Source organism: Shewanella sp., from assembly GCF_048265805.1.
GTDB lineage: Bacteria > Pseudomonadota > Gammaproteobacteria > Enterobacterales > Shewanellaceae > Shewanella.
In genome coordinates this window covers 20,695-40,911 of the sequence record NZ_JBLXAT010000018.1, presented here as the reverse complement: position 1 = coordinate 40,911, position 20,217 = coordinate 20,695, and the positions used below count along the sequence as shown (strand labels likewise).

The following is a 20,217-nucleotide window of genomic DNA, read 5'->3' as shown; positions in this document are numbered from 1 at the left end:
ATTAGCGCTTAATTAGCATACTGAATTAAATCGTTGTCTGACAACTCATTAGCAACGATTCCAGCTCAGATATTCGTCTACAGGCTAGCGCTTGGCGAGCTAGATCACAAAATTGGGTGTATGCCCCTTCGCATAGTAAGGCCTTTACTTCTGGCATGGAGGCTGGGTTAACGCTCAGCTCATCTAATCCCATGCCCACAAGTATCGGAGCAATGCGCGGGTCACTGGCCATTTCGCCACATAGTGAACAACTTACATCAGCCCTTTTGGCGGCTGCGATGGTCATCTCTATCAGCTTCAACACTGCTGGGCTGAAGGCTGGATAATCGGCGGTGAGTTCTTGATTGGTGCGATCAGCCGCTAAGGTATATTGGGCTAAGTCATTGCTGCCGATGCTGATAAAGTCGAGTTTGTTGAGCATGCTATCCAGATTTAATACGGCCGCCGGTGTTTCCACCACGATGCCATATTGCAGTTCGCCAATCGCTTTTCCCTCTTCGGAAAGTTGCTGCTGGCATAATGCGACTTCCTGCAGTAGCTCATCCAGCTCCTCAACTTGTGTGAGCATGGGAAACATTAACCGCACCTTGCCAAATGCCGCCACCCGCAACACCGCTCTAAGCTGGGAACGCAGCATATTGCGGTGCAATAAACTATAGCGTACACCACGCACGCCAAGCGCGGGATTGTCCTCAATCATTTTGCTAGGCAGGCAGGCAAACTCTTTGTCGGCGCCGATATCGAGCGTGCGAATGGTCATGGTTTTGCCATTGAGCAGATGCAGCGCTTCATAATATTGGGTGAACTGCGCTTTTTCATCGGGAATGCGTGTTGCATCCATCAGCAGGAATTCGGTACGGAATAACCCAATACCGTCAGCACCGATATCAGTGGTACGAGCGATGTCATTTACGGTAGCAATATTGGCTAAGAGCTGTATGCGATGGTTATCGCGGGTTTGGCAAGGTTGGTCGCGATACTTTGACAACTCCTCTTTGCGGCGTTGTATGCGCTGTTGTTTCGCTAATAGTTGATTATTGGTCTGCTGGTCGGGACTGATGTGCAATAGGCCGGTGTAGGCATCGAGCACCATCGGTAAACCATCGGTTAACTCATCAAACTTGAAACCACAGGAAAGCAGGGCAGGTATACCCGCTGCCCGCGCCAAAATAGCGGTATGGCTAGTTAGCCCCCCCGTTTTTAGTACGATCCCTTTAATACGGTCTAACGGCAGTTGCGCAAACTCTGCCGGCGTGAGGTCTTCGGCCAATAAGATAGAATCGGGTGGGATCTTGCTGAGCTGTTGATCACCTACGCCGTTGATAACGGCAATAATGCGTTTGCCTAAACTAGTGACATCATAAGCACGTTGCGCCATAAGCGGATCATCAAGCGCCGCTAGCTCACTGGCTTGGTGCAGAAATACACGTTCTATCGCAGCGGTTGCCGACAGTTGTAATTCGCGGATGGAATTATGGATCTGTTGCCGCAGTTCATCATCTTGCAACAGCAGCAAGTCGGCTTCAACTAGGGTGTAAGTATCTTTGTTGAGATGTTGTTGTTCGAGGCTTTGGGTTAATTGCGCGCACAGCCGTTCAATTGCAACGACAGCTTTACGTTGCTCATGGGGAATACGATATAGCGGTAATAAGCGATAATCTAAACTGTTATCAAAGGGTTCAAATAGCACCGAAGTGCCTCGAGCGATGCCCGCTGAAACTGCAATCCCTTTATGCTCCATCGTGATTCCTTAGCTCAATGTCAGCAACAACTCTGCAACACGGTTAACGGCAGTTTCGGCGTGATCTCCCTGGGCAAAAACTCTAACTGTCGCACCTTTATACAGCCCCAATGTCTGCAGTTTGAATAAACTTTTGGCACTTGCTTGTTTGCCTTGGCATTCGACGATGACATCACAGTCAAACAATTTCGCTTCTTTCACCAAGAGTGCTGCAGGGCGGGTGTGGATCCCGTGTTGTGCCACTATGGTGACAGTTTTCTCATACATGATGGGGGTTATCTCCGGCAATTCATAACAGCTAGCGCCGCTGATAGCACGCTAGCATGCATCAGATACCGCCGAGATTCAATATTACGGCGGCAACAGATGTGTTTGAGGGGAACTGTCGGACACGAAAAAGCGGACCGGCGTCCGCTTTAATGTCGCTGATTAGGTTCTAAATTGTGCCAGCGAACTGGACATCTGTTTACTGATTTTGCTGAGGTCATTCGCCGCGCGGGTAGTCGTTTCGTTGGCGGCGACAGAGACTTCAGTCAGTTCGGAGATATTACTGATATTGCGGTTAATCTCTTCAGTGACCGAGGTTTGTTCCTCTGTCGCGCTGGCAAGCTGATGGTTCATGTCATTGATATCGGCAATTAGCGTAAGGATCTGTGCCATTGCCTCATCAGCTTTTGATGCTTGTACTTTGAGTTCTTCCGATTCTTTGTGGGTGACATCATTGCTATGCATCACACCATCGACGCCCGTTTGGATCTCACTGACAATCTGTTGGATCTCATTCGTTGATTGCTGCGTACGAGTGGCGAGGGCGCGTACTTCATCGGCCACCACGGCAAAACCGCGGCCGTGTTCACCGGCGCGTGCTGCTTCAATCGCGGCATTGAGTGCTAATAGATTCGTTTGCTCAGCAATGGTTTGAATAACATCCAAAATGCCACCGATTTGCGCCGAAGAGTGGCCGAGTGCTTGCGTTTGTTTCGCCGATGAGGTTAATTCGCTGGCCAAAATACTGCAGCGTTTCAGTGTTTGTTCAACCGTATGTTTACCCGCTAAGGCTTGGTCTTTTACGCTGGTAGCCATGTCGGCTGCATGCTGCGTATTGCTGGCCATTTCGCGAGTGGTCGCGAGCATTTGATTGATGGCTGTGGCTACGCTGGCCGTTTCTTGATGTACATGCTCCGCACTTTGATTTGATTCAGACACTGCATTGCCAAGTTGCTGCGCATCGACGCTGAGAGATTCTCCCAACGGTTTCATCTGCACCACGGCATCGCTAATCTTGGCGACGAATTGGTTAAATGCCACAGATAACGCCGACACTTCATCTTTACCGTCTGTTTGCAGGCGAGTGCGTAGGTCACCGTCACCATTGGCGATATTGTTCATGGCGTCGATGGCTGCACGCAGTGGGCGATTAATGGATTGATTCAATAGCAAGAAGAAGATAAATATCGGCAGTGCAATACAGGTCATAATGATCAGGTAGTGCCATATCACGGCGGACATGGTACTGCTGATGTCGCTGGCAAATGCGCCCGTCATAATAACCCAGCCCATGCTGGTATCTTTTAGTGCACTGGCTTGAATCGTTTCTTGTTGATTGGTGCCGCCACGATGCCATTTGAAGCTATCTGTTGCTTCACCGCTGCGCTGCGCTTGTTGAAACAAGGTTTGAAATGGTGTCTCACCGCTGCTAGTACGCAAGGCGCTGACATTTTTGCCTACGGTAGATTTATCGTTGCTATTACTAATAATAGTGCCGCTGCTATCGACCACTAAAAAGTAGCCGGCATTGCCATATTGCAGACCCGCAATGCCAGCAATTAGCAGCTGTTGTTGCTCCGCGGCTGTTAGCCCAAGAGGTTGTAATAACTGTTTTTGCGTGGCGTTAGACGACAATACCGTTTGTAGCAAACTACGGTTTTGCACCTGCTTTTGGTCAACCAAGTTGTTGTACTGCTCTTTGATCGATAATCCCGCGAAGCAGAAGGTGCCGACCGCTGCCAGCACTAACATGAGAATTAAGCGTTGCAGAATAGTTAACTGTCGCAGCAATGACATAGGTATTCCTTTTTTGTTAAGACGTACAGATGGCAACTCAGCTAGCTGTAGTATTTCACGACTAACGAAAATATACCTCAAACGAAGCAATTTTTGGGAAGCGCTTCACCTAAATCGATGGTTTTTCTAGCAATCAAACATTTGATTGGTCATTTAGCGTTGTCAATTTTTTGTTTGAAGTAGCATCATGATGACAATAAACATTGCAACTTTGCGGTTGCCGAACAATTATTAGAAGACGGCTTGCTATGAATCAACCAGACTATATGACGTCAAATATTCTTACCTCAGATGATATTTTGTTAAAGCTGTGTAATTCCGTGACACGGGTATTATCCAGTACCACGTCCAGCAGCATCGGCCATGCGGGCATGGTGCAGCGTATTAAGCAGACACATCTACGGCCTGATTTAGGTTGCTTTTCGATTTTCGATGGCGGCTTTTCTGGGCTGGTGGTGATCAATTTCTCTGCGGCGGCAGCGATTGAAATCTATCGACGCTATATGTTGCAGATGGGAATGCCGGAAGATGAATTGGCGTTTACTCACACGTCTGATGAAGTCGGCAATGTGATGGGCGAGTTGATGAATCAGATCTTGGGTGACTTTATTTCGCGCGTCTCCAAAGATCTTCAAACCTCAATTAGCCAAAGTCAGCCAAAAATGTTGACCATCAACAAAGAGCTGCGCTTATCCATTGATGCTAACTTAGATGAGCCCGTGGTGCGTCGCGTGTCATTTCGCACCCAAGAGAGCAACATTTTCTACCTTGAGTTCGCCATGGACAACACCCAATTTGTTAGTCTGGCCTCGTTTGAAGCGGAAGAAGACGTTGACCCAGATACCCTGATTGCAGCACATCGCGCCAAACAGCATACGACTACACCGGCGGCCACTAAGCCTGCGCAGGAATTGGATGACAGCTTGTTTGATGAGTTGGGAATCTAAACTGCCGAGCGCCGCTAGAATCAGCATTAATCTGAGCGACCTGAATTAGGTCGCTTTTTTATTGCCATTGCGACGGCTGCCAGTTGCTATCGCCAAATTAACTGCCTATGATGCCCGCGTTTTCTTGCTAAGGAATTACTATGTCGCGCGCTATCCTCTCTGCCGAACTTACTGAATTGATTACTGCCGCGTTGGAGCAGGTGCTGGTACAGCAAGCGACGCTCGATCGTGCCTATGCCAAAGTATTTGCCGGCAAACGTCTGGCGGCCATCGATCAAGCTGCCGTTACCAGCCACGTCGGCGCGGTACTGCGTAAGCTCAATCTCTATGCCGCATTGGCACATATCAATCTGCCGATTGTCGCGGGGCAGCTGCATTATCTATTTGCGGCATACTTACAAGCCAATGTGCTGAAATCGCCAACAATCAAGTCACTGACGGATCAAGTCACGTTTACACAGCGTCTCAATCTCTTGCAGGACAATAGTGCATTGCTTGACGGTTGTCCGGCTTGGTTGGAGGCATTGGGGCACGCACAACTTGCTGATAAGTGGCCTGCTGAGCGCGCCGCGTTAGCCGAAGAACCCACGCGGTTTGTCCGTGCTAACCTGCTCAAAACCGATCGTGAGCGTTTAGCCAAGCGTTTAGCAAAAGAGGGCGTCACCACGCAAACCGTGCGAGGTGTTGCCACAGCCTTGGAAATCACTGACCGCAGTGCGTTATTTCGTACCGACAGTTATCAGGACGGTTGGTTTGAACAGCAAGATGCTGGCTCACAATTGGTGGCGGATGCGCTGGATGTGCAGCCGGGAATGCGAGTGATTGATGCCTGTGCCGGAAATGGGGGCAAAACCCTCGCGCTGGCGGCGCATATGCAGGGCAAAGGGCGTTTGTTGGCCATGGATGTCGAACAGTGGAAACTCGATAACCTCAAAAAGCGTGCTAAGCGAGCTGGCGCGCACAACATCGAAACCCGCTTAATTGCTTCCAGTAAAACCATCAAACGCATTGCAATGAGCGCCGATCGGCTGTTGTTGGACGTACCTTGTTCTGGCCTCGGCGTGCTTAAACGCCATCCAGATACTAAGTGGGGTGACACCGCTGAACGTTTGCCTGTATTGGCGGAATTGCAAGCGCACATTCTTTCAAGCTACAGTCGCATGCTGAAAGTGGGGGGCAAAATGGTCTATGCGACTTGCTCCATTATGCCATCGGAAAATCGTCAGCAAGTGGATAAGTTCTTGGCGGAAAAACCGCAGTTTACCCTGCTCAAAGATGAGACGCTGTGGCCATCACAGCAAGGATTCGATGGTTTTTACTATGCATTGATAGCGCGTATTAGCGAATAATTTGTGTGCAATTTTTTACAAGCCATCACGCACACAATGTGCTTATACTGCGGATCTTATTGATCTTTAGGTTGTGTGCGTGTTGGAACCTGCGGTAACCATTCAGCATCGTTTACTTGATAGCGTGCCTGGCGTTGAGCTGGTGCAGGCGAATTATCAACAGTTCAGTTTTGACCGTCACGTTCATGATGATATTCACATTGGCGTCGTTGATATTGGCGCACAACGCTTCATGCACAAAGGGCAGCATTATCTGCTTGCCCCTAAGCGCATTTCACTGATCAATCCTGACGAAGTCCACGACGGGCAGGGCGTTAATGACAGTCACTACCGCGTGCAGCTGTTACGCATTCCCAGCGCAGCGTTAGCTGAATTTGCCCGTGGTTTAGGCGTAAGCCACTGTGAGCTATTTTTCCGCGGGCCGGATATCGAAGATGCGGCGTTATATCAGCAGCTATTGGCGTTGCATTATGGTCATCAACGTGATGAGGCAGCGTCGCAATTAGCGCAGGATAGCCGCATTACCGCTGTGCTCGCACATTTAATCCAACGCTACGCGCAACAAGCTACGCCGACAACGAAACTGCAGCCACTGTCGCGTGCTGAATTGCAGCGGCTAAAACAGTACCTGCTGGCCGACATCACCCAACCGCATCGTTTAGGGCAACTGGCGGCTTTATTTGATTTGAGTGAGTATCAGTTTTTACGGCGGTTCCGCGCATCTATGGGGCTGACGCCGCACGCTTATCTTTTAGCGCTGCGAATCGACTATGCACGACAGTTGCTCAAACAGCGCCTAGGGTTAAGTGAAGTGGCGACCTTAGCCGGATTTTACGACCAGAGCCATTTTACCCATGCATTTAAACGCCGCTACAACCTAACGCCAGCGGTGTATCAACAGCAATTGCGCAGCAGTGCAGTTTTTTACAAGACATAAACTGCAGTACTCATGAATACTGCGGTAAAAATAACGTTAGGGGTCAATTAATCATGTTGTGGGCGTCACTGCTATTTAGTTTTGCCATGGTACACCTAGCGGCCTTGGTTGCGCCGGGACCGGATTTTGCTTTGATGCTGCGTGCTAGCGTCAGTGGCGGCCGTCGCTATGCATTTTCGCTGGCATTAGGTTTGGCTAGCGCCATTATGTTACACACGGCCGTGGTGACCTTTGCCGCCGATTTATTGCAGCAACATCTGCCCGCGCTGATGCGTATTCTGCCGTGGCTAGCTGCTGCTTGGTTAGCGTATCTAGGCGTAAGTTGTTGGCGCGCGGCAGCGTCAATAACTGCCACTACGCCACTGGAGCCCGCGGCGGTGAGCATTAAAAATGGCTGGTGGACCGGCTTTATGACCAATGCGCTTAATCCCAAGGCGTACGTGTACTTTTTTAGTGTGATTGCAGGAATGCTGCCACACGCGAGCCCATTGGGATTTAAGTTCGCGTTGATTTTGCTATTTTTTACGCTGGCATTGCTGTGGTTTGGCTTTCTCGGTTGGGCATTAAATATTCCACGATTTCGCGATGGCTTGCAGCATCAGCAAGGGCTGATACTGCGTGGCAGTGGAGCGGTATTGTTGATTTTTGCAGCGCTACTATTGTGGCAAGGTTATATGCGTGTATTTGGTTAATGCGCTAGCGTTGTTCAACGCCATAGAGCATTTTCCCACGGCTGTTGCCGTACATTATTCTCCCTGCAAGGTGAGCAACAGTTTACGGCTACCACCATGGTCGCGGTGTTCACCTAGATAGATCCCTTGCCAAGTGCCTAACGCTAAACGGCCATTGGTAATTGGCAGTATGAGGCTAGTGCCTAATAGACTCGATTTTATATGAGCGGGCATATCGTCCGGCCCCTCATAGGTGTGGCGAAAATAGCGGGTATCTTCACTTACATTATGATTAAACCATGCCTCGAAATCTTGGCGAACGGTGGGGTCGGCATTTTCGTTAATGGTCAGTGAGGCAGAGGTGTGTTGCAGTTGTAGGTGTAACAGTCCCACTGACACCAACGGCATATGTGCTAAGGCCGTTTCCACTTCATCAGTGATCAGATGAAAGCCACGTTGTCGGCTGCGTAACTGCAGCATATGTTGTTGCCACATAACATCTCCTTATTCTTGTTCGGCACAGTATAAAAGGCTTCGACTGACGAACTCAACTTAGCGGTTTACCGTTCGGCTTGTGTTAGAATGCGCACCAGCGACAGATAATAAATGAGGTACAACATGGCCCGTGCAAGCGCTCGCCATATTTTGGTTAAAACCCGCGAAGAGGCAGAAAAGCTTAAGCAACGCATTGCTAAAGGCGAGGATTTCGGTCAGCTAGCGAAAAAATTCTCACAGTGCCCATCTAAACGCCGTGGTGGCGATTTAGGCGAGTTTGGCCCCGGCCAAATGGTGAAAGCGTTTGATGATGTGGTGTTTAAAAAGGCGGTACTGGAAGTGCATGGCCCGGTAAAAACCCGCTTTGGTTTTCATCTGATCCAAACGCTATATCGCAGCTAAATCTGTTATGGCGTCTGCGCGTCCTGAATTAGCTGACCGATATTATCTCGATAACTTTGAGTTATTGATTGCCGGTACACGCCGTTATCACGCCTTATTTCCTCCTGAGCAAGCACGGCAGTTAGCACGATTTCAGACACTGTCTGAGAATGGTCAGCGGCTGCTGGTACGCTTGCTTGGCCGTAAACGCGAGTGGTTTCGACAGAGTAAGTTGCGTTATCAGGACATCAGTAATATTCCACAAACGCTGGCTGAACTGAGTGAAGGCGAGTTAGTCGTTGGTACATTGCCGCCTTGCGACATCTGGTTACAACAGGTCTCTTTACCAGAATTGAAGCCGTTGCCGGCGATTAAAGATGCGGGGCTGCAACGGCTACCGAAGGCGGCGTTGGTGCAAGCTGTGTTAGATAATGGCGGTGATGGTTTGATTGCCGCGGCGAATCAACAGTTGCAAGAGCAGTGGTGGCAACTGCAGTGCCAAGGATTATTGCAGTTGTTGCAGTTACTGTACTTTGGTAATCGCAGCCAAGATCTCAGCCAGTTTGTGGTGAGCGAACTTGGACTACAGCGGTTTGAACCGTATCGTCTCGATGCATCAACCCAAAGTTTTCATCAATCAGCCGAATTGCAAACGGCACTTAACTTAGCGCTACTCGCGACTGAATGGGACGAACAGCAACGACACAAGCTCAGCTTAGATCCCGCCGATTTTTATCAACGCCTACCTGAACCTCAAAGCCATCCTCAATTAGAACGGCGGCGCCAGCGCTTACTGGCGCACATCGGTCGCAGTGCGGAGCGGCTGCAGTTGTGGGGGCTATCTATCGATTGTTACCAGCAATGCCAAAGTTGGCCTGCGGTAGAACGCTACAGCCGCGTGTTGTTACAGCAATTGAAGCTGGCACCGTCAAATGTGACTGCCACGCAATTGGTCGAGCAGCTTAATTGGCTGTGGCATAGTGCAACCAATGAAGCCGCACAGCAAGTTGCTCATCGCCTCGCCAAACGCAGCTTCGCTGTGGTAACCGAGCAACTACCACAATGTTCGTTAGCCGCCTTGGCTCAACCTTTAGTTGCCGCCAAACAGCTGCAAGGACAACAATACGCTTTGGTGCTTGAGCCAATCTATATCGCAGCGGCTGAGCGGGTAGAGCAGCGTACTGCCGCATACTTTGAGGCGCAAGGTTACCAAGTCTTTTTCTGTGAAAATGCCTTGTTGAACGGACTGTTTGGCTTGGCGTTTTGGGACATCATTTTTGCGCCCGTGGCTGGTGCTTTTCACCATCCATATCAGCGTGCGCCGCAAGATATGTATCAGGCTTCCTTTTACACACAAAGAGCCGCCGCAATCGAACAACGTTTAGCACAGCTACTTGCGGGGGATACTGAGATCATTTGGCAGCACTTTTTACAAAAACAGCAACTGCAAAATGATTGGGTCAATTGGACGTTGCTGAGTGAACCTTTGCTAAAGGTTGCACTCAATGCCTTTCCTGGGCAGTTTCTGCATGATGTGTTTCGGCGCTTACTGCAAGATCCTAAGCATTATCGTAGTGGTCAGCCCGATCTAGTGCTGTTTGCCGCCGATGGCACTTGTCGTTTTATTGAAGTGAAAGGGCCGGGCGATAGCTTAAGTGATCATCAAGGCTACTGGCTGCAGTTCTTAGGGCGGTATTTTCGTGCAGATCTGTATTACGTCGAATATGGCTGATGCCAAGATGCCTGCTAATGAGGCGATGGTGAATTTCAGGCACAAAAAAACCGACATCCAGTCGGCTATTGTTCGCGTGGTTGCGGGAGCTGGATTTGAACCAACGACCTTCGGGTTATGAGCCCGACGAGCTACCAAACTGCTCCATCCCGCGTCCGCGAATTTATTGATACTTTTTTGGTTGCGGGAGCTGGATTTGAACCAACGACCTTCGGGTTATGAGCCCGACGAGCTACCATACTGCTCCATCCCGCGTCCGAAAAAGTTTTGTTTTATGTTAATTGGTTGCGGGAGCTGGATTTGAACCAACGACCTTCGGGTTATGAGCCCGACGAGCTACCATGCTGCTCCATCCCGCGTCCGATTACATAAAACTACTTAGAGGAACTGGTTGCGGGAGCCGGATTTGAACCAACGACCTTCGGGTTATGAGCCCGACGAGCTACCAGACTGCTCCATCCCGCGTCCGTCTAAGTGGGGCGCACTATATAGTGACTGTTGGGCTAATTCAACTAAATTCCAGAATTCTCTGTTCAACTGGCTAAATACCCTGCAACTGTTGTCACAAACTGACCAATGAGACGCGTTTAACCGCATTTTCGAGAGTAAGCGGTGGCATAGAGGGTTACCTCAGCTGCTGGCTGTGCCGCACTTGTTGAGCGCAAAACCTAGGTATTGCCCACTGTCTGTTGGTCGAGCTTGCTTGTTTTGTGGCTGATATCGGGTGATTTAGGCAAGTTAGCTGATGTGTCTTGTCGTCTTTTTAGCGCCAGCAGTAGCTAACGCTGGCATATATGCAGCTCTGCTGTCCAAAGGGATCCTCAATGTCTTCTGCACTAGACGCATTCAATTTGAACAAAAAAACGAGCTTCAATGGTTGGCGACGCATAGCCACAACTCGTGGTAACAGACCATAATCTCGACAAATTTATCGCTATTTACTGCATTAACGGGCGATAAGTTTTCCCTTTTTACTATGCAGGCAGGTTATAATGCGCGGCTATTACCACTTGTGATGATTGTTAGATGCTGAATTGTTTTGCCGCTGCGCCGAAAGGCTTTGAATATACCCTTGCTGTTGAGTTAGCTGAGCTGGGGGCGACTGATGTAAAAGAGAGTGTTGCGGGTGTCTATTTCACTGCGACACAAGAGATCTTATACCGCGTCCTGCTTTGGAGCCGGTTGGCAAGCCGAGTCACAACGATTTTGCATCAAGGGCCATGCGAAACCCCTGAGCAACTGTATAACTTAGCTTATGCAGTGGATTGGCCAGCGCAGTTTGATAATCGAGCCACGTTCAGTATCGACTTTCACGGTATGGGCGGTTTTATCAAAAACACCCAGTTCGGTGCGTTGAAAATCAAAGATGCGGTGGTTGACCGCTTCCGCAACGCTGGCATGAATCGTCCCGATGTGGCGCGCAGCCATGCAGATATCCGTATTGATGGTTACTACCGTAACGGTCAATTGACCATTTCACTTAATGTCTCTGGCGCTCCATTGCATCAGCGCGGCTATCGTCACGGTACGGGGGAAGCCCCATTAAAAGAAAACCTCGCGGCTAATATGTTAGCCCGTGCGCAATGGGATAAAACCACGCCGATTTTTGATCCGTTCTGCGGTAGTGGCACGATTCTGATTGAAGCCGCGTTGATGGCGTGTGACGTCGCCCCCGGCCTAATGCGTGAACGTTTTGGTTTTGAGCACTGGCAGCAACACGACGCGGCGTTGTGGCAAAGTTTGCTGGATGAAGCCGGTGGTCGTGCTAGCCTTGGCCGTAAACGCTGTGAGGTGAAGTTTGCCGGGAGCGATATTGATTCCCGCATGGTCGCACTGGCTAAACGCAATGCCGCTAACGCTGGAGTAGATCATCTGATTGAATTCAACGTGGCAAACGTGCTGACTGCTGCCGTCCCGTTTGAACAAGGCTATGTGATCTCGAACCCGCCGTATGGCGAGCGTTTGGGCAATGTCTCCACGCTATTGCAGCTGTACTTCCAATGGGGCGAATTGCTGAAACAGCAGTTTGGTGGTTGGAAGGTGGCGTTGTTGTGTAGTGAGATTGAGCTGTTATCGGCGCTTAAGCTCAAAGCAGATAAACAGCTGAAGATGTTTAACGGCCCATTAGAGTGTGCCTTTAACATCTATACGCTGCACGCTAACAGTACCCGTCGCCAGCAAGATTCGTTGACCGATGGACACGAGTTGAGCGAGTTCGCCGCCTCGTTCGTAAACCGCATCAAAAAGAACATCAAGCCGTTAGACAAGTGGGCCGCGAAAGAGGGGATCGACAGTTACCGTATTTATGATGCCGATATTCCGGAATATAACGTCGCGATTGACCGTTATCCCGGTCATGTGGTGATTCAAGAATATGCAGCGCCAGCTAAAATTCCTGAGGCGGTGACACGTCGACGTTTAAGCGATGTGCTGCTGTCGCTTCCTGGTGCGTTAGAGATCGCTCCTGAACGGGTGATTCTTAAAACGCGTGAAAAACAGAAAGGGCGCAATCAGTATCAAAAGCTCGATACTGAAAAACTCGAGTTGACCACACTGGAGTACGGGGCGAAGTTCAAGCTGAACTTGACCGATTACTTGGATACTGGGCTGTTCCTCGACCATCGCCTGATCCGTAAGTTTGTTGGCGAAAAATCAAAAAATCGCCGCGTGCTGAACCTGTTTGCCTACACTGGCACAGCGTCAGTACATGCTGCTTTGGGTGGCGCAAAAGCGGTCACTACAGTGGATATGTCAAATACCTATTTGAATTGGGCCAAAGATAACTTTGCGCTTAACGGGTTGATGGGCAATCAGTATCGCTTTGAACAAGGTGATTGCTTGCAATGGATTGATGAATGTCAGCAAAGCTTTGACCTGATCTTTATCGACCCGCCCACCTTTAGTAACTCTAAGCGTATGGAAGATTCGTTTGATGTACAACGTGACCATGCGCAATTGCTGGTGAAGCTAGCGAAGTTGCTGAATAAAGGCGGCGAGATCATCTTCTCTAACAATAAACGTAAATTCAAAATGGATGAGCAAGCGCTCAATGCAGCAGGGTTAACGGTGCAAAACCTCGATGACCGCATGTTGCCGCTCGATTTTAAGCGTAATCCGCACATCCATAACACCTGGCTGATCACTTTTACCGCCTAGGTGCGACAAAAATAAGGAACATATTTTGAGTCTGGTTCGAATCAACAATGGGTCGCTAGCGTATGGCTATATTCCGCTGCTGAGTCACGCGGATTTCACCATTGAAGCGGGCGAACGTGTGTGTATTGTTGGCCGCAACGGTGCGGGCAAATCTAGCTTATTAAAAATCTTAGCGGGTGATGTGCTGCTCGATGATGGCGAATTTAACATCGCCTCTGACGTTAAAGTCAGTCGCTTACAGCAAGACCCGCCAAAAGCTGAAACAGGTACTGTCTATTCCTATATTGCCGCAGGTTTAGCGGAAGTTGGCGATTTGCTTGAGCAATACCATGAAATTTCCAGCACTATCGCGCAGTTTTCTGCAGATGAGCAAACACAAAAATTGTCGCGTATGGCCAGCTTGCAAGAGCGCATTGATGTGCTTAACGGTTGGCAGTTTGATACCCGTATTCAGCAAAACTGTAAGTTACTGGACTTAGACCCAGAAACTAAGTTGTCAGAGCTGTCTGGTGGTTGGCAACGTAAAGTGGCATTGGCGCGTGCATTGGTCAGTGAGCCTGACCTGTTGCTGCTCGATGAGCCAACGAACCACTTAGACATCGATACCATTGAGTGGCTAGAACAGTTCCTTGCTAACTTCCGCGGCGCCATCGCGTTTATCAGTCACGACCGTGGTTTTATTCAACGCGTTGCGACTCGTATTGTGGATATGGACCGTGGGGTAGTGACCTCATGGCCGGGCGATTATCAAACCTATCTGGATGGCAAACAGGAATGGCTGCGGGTAGAAGCGGAGCAAAATGCTCAGTTTGATAAAAAACTCGCAGAAGAAGAGGCGTGGATTCGTCAAGGCGTTAAAGCGCGGCGAACCCGTAACGAAGGTCGCGTGCGTGCGTTGAAATCGCTACGCATGGAACGGCGTGATCGTATTAATCGTCAAGGCCAAGCACAGATGGCCGTGTCAGATGCAGAGCGCAGCGGTAAGTTGGTCTTTGAGGTGAAAAACCTTAACTACAATCTGCCAGATATGAACCTCGTGAAAAACTTCAACGTGAACGTGATCCGTGGTGATCGTATCGCGTTGATTGGCCCAAACGGTTGTGGTAAATCCACCTTGATTAAACTCTTGATTGGGCAACTTGAAGCTCAATCTGGGGAAATCCGCACCGGTACGAAGTTAGATGTTGCCTATTTTGACCAGTACCGCGAGGTGCTCGATCCCGAGCAAACGGTGGAAGAAAACGTAGGTGAAGGTAAGAGTACGGTCACCGTCAACGGTAAAGACCGTCATATCCTTAGCTACCTGCAAGATTTTCTGTTTTCGCCAGCGCGAGCTCGCACGCCAGTGAAGGCATTAAGTGGTGGTGAGAAAAACCGCTTATTGCTCGCGCGGTTGCTTTTACGCCCTGCCAACTTAATTATTCTCGACGAACCGACTAACGACCTTGATATTGAGACCTTGGAGTTGTTAGAGTCTCTGCTCACTGATTTTCAGGGTACGTTGATTCTGGTAAGTCATGACAGGGCGTTTATCGATAACACGGTAACGAGCTCTTGGTGGTTTGCTGGTAATGGCCATTGGTCTGAATACGTGGGTGGCTATCAAGATGCGGTCGACCAAGGCGCAAGATTCTATCGCGAAGCTGCGGAACCAGTTGCTACTAAACCTGTCGAAAAGAAGACTTCTGCTGCCAAACCTGAAGTTCCAGTCGCCAAGTCGAAAAAGCTGTCGTATAAATTGCAGCGGGAATTGGAAGCGTTACCCGAGCAGATGGAGCAGTTAGAAGCAGAAATTGCGAGCTTACAACAAGCGATGAACGCGCCAGATTTTTATAGTGGTGACCAAACTGTCGTCGCCAGTAAACTGCAACAATTGGCGGATAAGGAACAACAGCTTGAAGCCTGCTTTGAGCGTTGGGAAGAACTTGAGTCAATGAAATAACTCAGCAATAACAATGGGAAACAATTGAATGAAGTTGAATAGTGCACTGTCGTTGGTCGCTTTGGGTGTGATCAGTGTATTACAGGTCTCGTCAGCACATGCTGCTTCTGTTTATGAGATAGTCAATATCGAAGACTATGATCTCAAAGGGACACTCACTGGCACACAAAATGGCTATGGTCAGAGCATCAACGCCAACGGTGAAGCTGTTGGTATTGCTAAAGGCCAATCAGACTTAACCGATACTGACGTTGAAACGCAAAACGACTCGATCGATAACAATACAGGTGTTGAGCCACGTGACAGTATCACCTATTCGATCTATCAAAATATCGAAGGTAACAACTTCACTTTCCATTCATTGGAAAATGATGCTGAGACTCCATGGTTACCTCGCTTTGAAACGGTAAATAGTAGCACGACCGATAGCGATAACTCAGTAGACAGTTATTTCTATGACATTAACAACGCCGGCGTGCGTGTTGGTGCCATGACTGCGCCAGAGCAGTCAACACCATATACTGGTAGCAGTGAAGACATCGACAACTGGTATTACCGTGCATACGAAATGCGCGGTTTTGTCAAAGATAGCGCCACAGGTGCTGAAGTCCCTTTAATGCCAGCGTATACCACTTACACTGATGATGATGGCGTATCGGTTGATTTGGGTGGCTGGTCGGTAGCGGCTAAAATCAACAATAATAACGTGATCACAGGTTATGCCAGTACGGCGCTGAGTTCAGCTAGTGATGACCGCGTTGATAGCTGTATTTCTGGTGCAGATGACGTACCGATCGATGTTTGTATCCAGAACTATCAATTCCCGAATGCCAGTAACGGATTGCGATATATTACCTATCAAACTCGTGCGTTTGTGTGGAACTACGCCAATGGCACTGCAACCGCTACCGAACTGCCGTTGGGGCTTGACCCAGGTAGTTCAACCCGTATTTTCCAAGCCCAAGGTCTGGGGATTAACGATAACGGCGTAGTGGTGGGGCGTTCAAACGTATATCGTAACGGCAACAGCGACCGTCTACGTTATGACGCAGCGTTTTGGCAGCAAGATGCGAATGGCAACTATCAATATCACTGGATCCCTGTGATTGATAATGATGATGTTACTAGTGCCAAAGCGGTAGATATCAACGATGCGGGTATTGTGGTCGGTAGTTATATTGCATACGTGGATGGCTACGAAACTGAAAAGTTCTTCGTGTATGACATCAATTCACCTGACACGTTGCCAACGGTACCCAACGATTTCTTCACTGGTACCTCAAACCTGACCAGCTATCCCAAAGATATTAACAACCAAGGTCAAGTGGTGGGTTCAATTGAAACCTCACGTGACTCTGATTTTGATGGCCCGCGCGACGGCTTTCTGTATGACGTGAATAGCCAAGAATTTGATGACGTAAATGATCTGCTGACCTGTAGCTCAAAAGGCTATGAGCAAGACAATAATGGCAATTGGGCTAAACACCAGTTTACCGTGTCTGATAGCTCTGGTGCTAACCTGACTTACAGCGCAGATATTCGTGTGGTTGAAGCAAACAAAATCACTGAAGATGGCACCATCGTAGGTACTGCGTTTGTACGTAAACCGGTTTATAAAACTGATAACTTGGGCAACTTAGTACTGGATGATGATGGTAATCCATCATTTGAATTGAATGGCGAAGGTCAACCTGTGACTAACTACCTACCGCGTATGGTGGTGTTGAAACCAACTAACAGCGGTACTGCTTGTGAAATCCCGGATGAAGACCGTGATGGTACAGCTGCTGATGGTAATTACGAGCGCGAAGGTGCTGCATTCTGGATGTGGTTGTTAACACTGCCGCTGGTTTGGTTTCGTCGTCGTAAATAATCGTTTTTAGCTTGTAAAAAAATCGGCATTATCTGCCGATTTTTTTTGCCCACCACTCAGTGAGTTATCTTTTTTGGTTAATTTGTGTGCAAAAATGCATTGATCTCAGCGCCAAAACGTTCTAATTCTGTAAGGGAAGCCTAGCGCTTCGGTGTCACATTAGAACTGAGGAAACTTGCATGAAGAGACAAAAAAGAGATCGGATGGATCGCGCTTTCTCCAAGGGGTTCCAAGCAGGCGTTGGTGGACGCTCAAAAGAAAACTGTCCCTACTCGAGTCTTGATTCTCGCTCTCAATGGCTAGGCGGCTGGCGAGAAGGGGTAGATGGACGAATTAACGGTATGTTTAATAAATAAAAAAATTGCCCTCCGAAGAGGGCATTTTTACAGCTGTACGCTGAATCTTAGAACGTAGAAGTATCGCTAAATACACCCACTTTCAAATCTGTTGCCGCATAAATTTCGCGGCCATCCACCTCAACTGTCGCATCGGCGATGCCCATAATCAGTTTACGGTTGATCGTACGTTTGATATTCAAACGGTAGGTAACTTTTTTAGCCGTAGGCAGTACTTGACCGGTAAACTTCACTTCACCCACGCCGAGCGCGCGACCTTTGCCTTCAGCCCCCTGCCATGCCAAATAAAAACCAACGAGCTGCCACATAGCGTCTAGGCCAAGGCAGCCTGGCATTACTGGGTCGTCAACGAAGTGGCAATTAAAAAACCACAGATCAGGATTAATATCGAGTTCAGCAATCAGCTCACCTTTACCGTAAGCGCCACCGGTTTCATTAATCTCAACCACACGATCTACCATCAACATATTGTCTACTGGCAGTCTAGGGGCATTCTTACCGAATACTTCACCGTGTCCGCAGGCAATCAGTTCTTCTTTATTGAAGCTGTTAGCTTTTGTCATTATTACAACCACACGTTATTAAGTTGTGCCAAGATTAGCGAACAGGTGTAAGCCAAACAAGTCCGATCAGCTGCTAATACCTGACGAGCTTCAACTTTCTCAGCAAACGAGTAAACCAAGTGCTGACATCGTCATCACTATTGCCCGCTAAGCCGTCTAAACGCAGCTGTACTAGCCCGTAAAGACTATCCTCTGGGAAATTGTCAGACTCATCAGCTTTACCGGTTTCTCGATTCATCAGCAGCTCCATAGCGTCGTCGACATGGGCAATTTCATAAAGATGAAATTTTCCTGCTTCAACAGCTGTGATGATCGATTGCGGTAGATTTAACTGCTGCACGTTGGAGCGAGGAATGATGACGCCTTGCTCGCCCGTCAATCCACGGCGGGCGCAGAGATTGAAAAAACCTTCAATCTTTTCATTCACGCCGCCAATGGCTTGTACATTACCAAACTGATCAAGCGCGCCAGTAATGGCGATACCTTGATTAATCGGCTGCTCGGTAATTGCCGAGATCAAACAGCAGTATTCGGCTAACGAGGCGCTATCGCCGTCGATCTCCTGATACGACTGTTCAAATACAATATTAGCACTCAGGTGTAGCGGTGCATCACGGCCGAAAATACGGTACAAGCAGGATGACAGAATCATCATCCCCTTGGCGTGAATATTGCCGCCTAGCTCTGACTTACGCTCAATATCCGCAACTTCGCCATCGCCGTAATGCACGGAGGCGGTAATTCGCGCTGGCTCGCCATACATATAATCGCCAGAATCAATCACCGTCAGGCCGCAGATTTGGCCAATAGTTTCGCCACTGGTAGGAAGATGAATAAATGCATCATCAACATTTTGCGCTGACAGCTGTTCTTGCGCATTGTGGCGTTGTTTGCGCTGTTGGCGCGCCTGATGAATATGCTCCGCCTCAATGGCGGCTCCCTTAGCAACGGCGGCCGCCTCGGTAAATAGCTGCATAAAAGGTTGGCTAGCAAAGCTCAAACGCTGTTGATGATCAGATAGCTCACACGAGTATCGCAATAACGGCGTAAGTGCCGATGGTGCAATGGTGGCATTAACTTCAGTCGCTAATGCTTGTAACCAACCGACATAACTGCCGAGGTGTGGCTCGGCATCAATCTCATCATTCACTTCGCCATACAGTGGGAATAACGCTTGGAAGCAGCGTTCCGCATGCAACAACTCACTGTAGTAGCCTGAATGGCCAATAAGAATGATACGTGCTTTGAGTTCATGCCATTGCTTTTGCTGAGTAAAGCCATCATGCAGCATGGCATCTAGTAACGCTTCCCACAGGTTAGGGCGGGTTAACAGCGCCTCAATATCGATAAATAACAATCCAGCCGCGGTGAGCGGGCTGGGCTGTTGCGCTGAGCCAAACAGTTGCGCTCGTGTGATGCGACCGTATAAAAACTGATAGCTTTGCTCGGCATACTCAGCGAGGGTACGCACTAACAGTCGTCGGGCAATGCTTTCAAAGTCCGCAATATACAAGCCTTGTTTGGGTAACGCGGCTTGAATGTCAAAAGCGGACAGTAATCTTGCTTGGCCAACTAACAGTGGATGAGTTGCCGCAACAGCGGGAAATGTGACAGCAGGAAATGTTGGCGCCAACTTAATGGTTGGAATTGGATTTGGTCTCATTATCGCAATGACAGTAAATTTCGTGCTGCAATTTTACCACAAGCCGCCGTTGTCTATTCCAATTATTGTGATTATTTCCACGTCGATGCGGATAAGCCGTTTGAACTTCATACAATAACGCTTAAGTTTTAGACGAAAGCGAAAAATTTTAAAAATAACGGTTTACAAGCTCGCAAGCTCCTTATACTATTTGCGCCGTTCGGAGGGGTGGCAGAGTGGTTGAATGCACCGGTCTTGAAAACCGGCATGGGTTTATAGCCCATCCAGGGTTCAAATCCCTGCTCCTCCGCCATATTCCGAGAAGGCCGCTAATATTTTTTAGCGGCCTTTTTCTTTTTGCCGATTCA

16 protein-coding genes and 5 tRNA genes are annotated in these 20,217 nt (G+C 48.8%); 11 read left to right on the top strand and 10 right to left on the bottom strand.

Translation table 11 applies throughout. The features are described from left to right. Positions 1 to 25: 25 nt before the first annotated feature. The 3 genes from ptsP to ACN0TT_RS13135 all read right to left on the bottom strand — a co-directional run bounded on the left by ptsP (position 26) and on the right by ACN0TT_RS13135 (position 3,805). Positions 26 to 1,741 carry a phosphoenolpyruvate--protein phosphotransferase gene (gene ptsP / locus ACN0TT_RS13145; RefSeq protein ID WP_417762608.1) on the bottom strand — a complete coding sequence of 572 codons (1,716 nt, stop codon included), beginning with the start codon at positions 1,739 to 1,741 and terminating at the stop codon, positions 26 to 28. Positions 1,742 to 1,750: 9 nt separating this feature from the next. After that, entirely contained in the window at positions 1,751 to 2,008 is a 258-nt protein-coding gene (locus ACN0TT_RS13140) for an HPr family phosphocarrier protein (RefSeq protein WP_417762607.1), read from the bottom strand. A gap of 162 nt (positions 2,009 to 2,170) precedes the next feature. Then, positions 2,171 to 3,805 (bottom strand): methyl-accepting chemotaxis protein, encoded by a 1,635-nt coding sequence (locus tag ACN0TT_RS13135; protein WP_417762606.1) that lies wholly within the window; start codon positions 3,803 to 3,805, stop codon positions 2,171 to 2,173. Between the two features lie 266 nt (positions 3,806 to 4,071). Here ACN0TT_RS13135 and ACN0TT_RS13130 point away from each other — a divergent pair, with 266 nt between their 5' ends. The 4 genes from ACN0TT_RS13130 (at position 4,072) to ACN0TT_RS13115 (ending at position 7,730) form a co-directional block, all read left to right on the top strand. Continuing rightward, positions 4,072 to 4,752: a DUF3334 family protein gene (locus ACN0TT_RS13130; RefSeq protein ID WP_417762662.1), complete on the top strand. Its 681-nt coding sequence runs from the start codon at positions 4,072 to 4,074 to the stop codon at positions 4,750 to 4,752. Positions 4,753 to 4,892: 140 nt separating this feature from the next. Further along, entirely contained in the window at positions 4,893 to 6,101 is a 1,209-nt protein-coding gene (locus ACN0TT_RS13125; RefSeq protein ID WP_417762605.1) for an RsmB/NOP family class I SAM-dependent RNA methyltransferase, read from the top strand. A gap of 79 nt (positions 6,102 to 6,180) precedes the next feature. Beyond that, positions 6,181 to 7,038, top strand: a complete 858-nt coding sequence (locus ACN0TT_RS13120; protein ID WP_417762604.1) for an AraC family ligand binding domain-containing protein — start codon at positions 6,181 to 6,183, stop codon at positions 7,036 to 7,038. 53 nt (positions 7,039 to 7,091) lie between these two features. Further along, entirely contained in the window at positions 7,092 to 7,730 is a 639-nt protein-coding gene (locus ACN0TT_RS13115) for a LysE family translocator (RefSeq protein WP_417762603.1), read from the top strand. A gap of 54 nt (positions 7,731 to 7,784) precedes the next feature. Here the strand turns inward: ACN0TT_RS13115 and ACN0TT_RS13110 are convergent, their stop codons facing one another. Further along, positions 7,785 to 8,204 carry a secondary thiamine-phosphate synthase enzyme YjbQ gene (locus ACN0TT_RS13110; protein WP_417762602.1) on the bottom strand — a complete coding sequence of 140 codons (420 nt, stop codon included), beginning with the start codon at positions 8,202 to 8,204 and terminating at the stop codon, positions 7,785 to 7,787. A gap of 123 nt (positions 8,205 to 8,327) precedes the next feature. On the opposite strand from ACN0TT_RS13110, the gene ACN0TT_RS13105 reads away from it, so the two are divergent. Both ACN0TT_RS13105 and ACN0TT_RS13100 read left to right on the top strand, forming a co-directional pair. Further along, positions 8,328 to 8,606 (top strand): peptidylprolyl isomerase, encoded by a 279-nt coding sequence (locus ACN0TT_RS13105; protein ID WP_417762601.1) that lies wholly within the window; start codon positions 8,328 to 8,330, stop codon positions 8,604 to 8,606. A gap of 7 nt (positions 8,607 to 8,613) precedes the next feature. Next, a complete protein-coding gene (locus ACN0TT_RS13100) occupies positions 8,614 to 10,317 on the top strand; it encodes a VRR-NUC domain-containing protein (RefSeq protein WP_417762600.1) in 1,704 nt (567 codons plus the stop codon). A 77-nt stretch (positions 10,318 to 10,394) separates the two neighbouring features. On the opposite strand, the gene ACN0TT_RS13095 is transcribed toward ACN0TT_RS13100, so the two are convergent. From ACN0TT_RS13095 to ACN0TT_RS13080, 4 genes are all read right to left on the bottom strand, one after another. Further along, positions 10,395 to 10,471, bottom strand: a tRNA-Met gene (locus ACN0TT_RS13095). A 24-nt stretch (positions 10,472 to 10,495) separates the two neighbouring features. After that, positions 10,496 to 10,572: transfer RNA gene (locus tag ACN0TT_RS13090), tRNA-Met, on the bottom strand. Positions 10,573 to 10,599: 27 nt separating this feature from the next. Further along, positions 10,600 to 10,676 (bottom strand) — tRNA-Met (locus ACN0TT_RS13085). A gap of 29 nt (positions 10,677 to 10,705) precedes the next feature. Beyond that, positions 10,706 to 10,782: transfer RNA gene (locus ACN0TT_RS13080), tRNA-Met, on the bottom strand. Between the two features lie 561 nt (positions 10,783 to 11,343). Between ACN0TT_RS13080 and rlmKL the strand changes: the two genes are divergently transcribed. From rlmKL to rmf, 4 genes are all read left to right on the top strand, one after another. Further along, positions 11,344 to 13,473: a bifunctional 23S rRNA (guanine(2069)-N(7))-methyltransferase RlmK/23S rRNA (guanine(2445)-N(2))-methyltransferase RlmL gene (gene rlmKL, locus ACN0TT_RS13075; protein WP_417762599.1), complete on the top strand. Its 2,130-nt coding sequence runs from the start codon at positions 11,344 to 11,346 to the stop codon at positions 13,471 to 13,473. A gap of 25 nt (positions 13,474 to 13,498) precedes the next feature. Beyond that, positions 13,499 to 15,415 carry an ABC transporter ATP-binding protein gene (locus ACN0TT_RS13070; RefSeq protein ID WP_417762598.1) on the top strand — a complete coding sequence of 639 codons (1,917 nt, stop codon included), beginning with the start codon at positions 13,499 to 13,501 and terminating at the stop codon, positions 15,413 to 15,415. Positions 15,416 to 15,443: 28 nt separating this feature from the next. Then, positions 15,444 to 17,288: a DUF3466 family protein gene (locus ACN0TT_RS13065; RefSeq protein ID WP_417762597.1), complete on the top strand. Its 1,845-nt coding sequence runs from the start codon at positions 15,444 to 15,446 to the stop codon at positions 17,286 to 17,288. Positions 17,289 to 17,467: 179 nt separating this feature from the next. After that, positions 17,468 to 17,644 carry a ribosome modulation factor gene (rmf, locus tag ACN0TT_RS13060; protein WP_417762596.1) on the top strand — a complete coding sequence of 59 codons (177 nt, stop codon included), beginning with the start codon at positions 17,468 to 17,470 and terminating at the stop codon, positions 17,642 to 17,644. A gap of 47 nt (positions 17,645 to 17,691) precedes the next feature. On the opposite strand, the gene fabA is transcribed toward rmf, so the two are convergent. Continuing rightward, entirely contained in the window at positions 17,692 to 18,207 is a 516-nt protein-coding gene (fabA, locus tag ACN0TT_RS13055) for a bifunctional 3-hydroxydecanoyl-ACP dehydratase/trans-2-decenoyl-ACP isomerase (protein ID WP_417762595.1), read from the bottom strand. Between the two features lie 73 nt (positions 18,208 to 18,280). After that, positions 18,281 to 19,870, bottom strand: coding sequence for a S16 family serine protease (locus ACN0TT_RS13050; RefSeq protein WP_417762594.1), 1,590 nt, complete (start codon positions 19,868 to 19,870; stop codon positions 18,281 to 18,283). A 201-nt stretch (positions 19,871 to 20,071) separates the two neighbouring features. Here ACN0TT_RS13050 and ACN0TT_RS13045 point away from each other — a divergent pair. After that, positions 20,072 to 20,162 (top strand) — tRNA-Ser (locus ACN0TT_RS13045). The last annotated feature ends 55 nt before the right edge of the window (positions 20,163 to 20,217 follow it).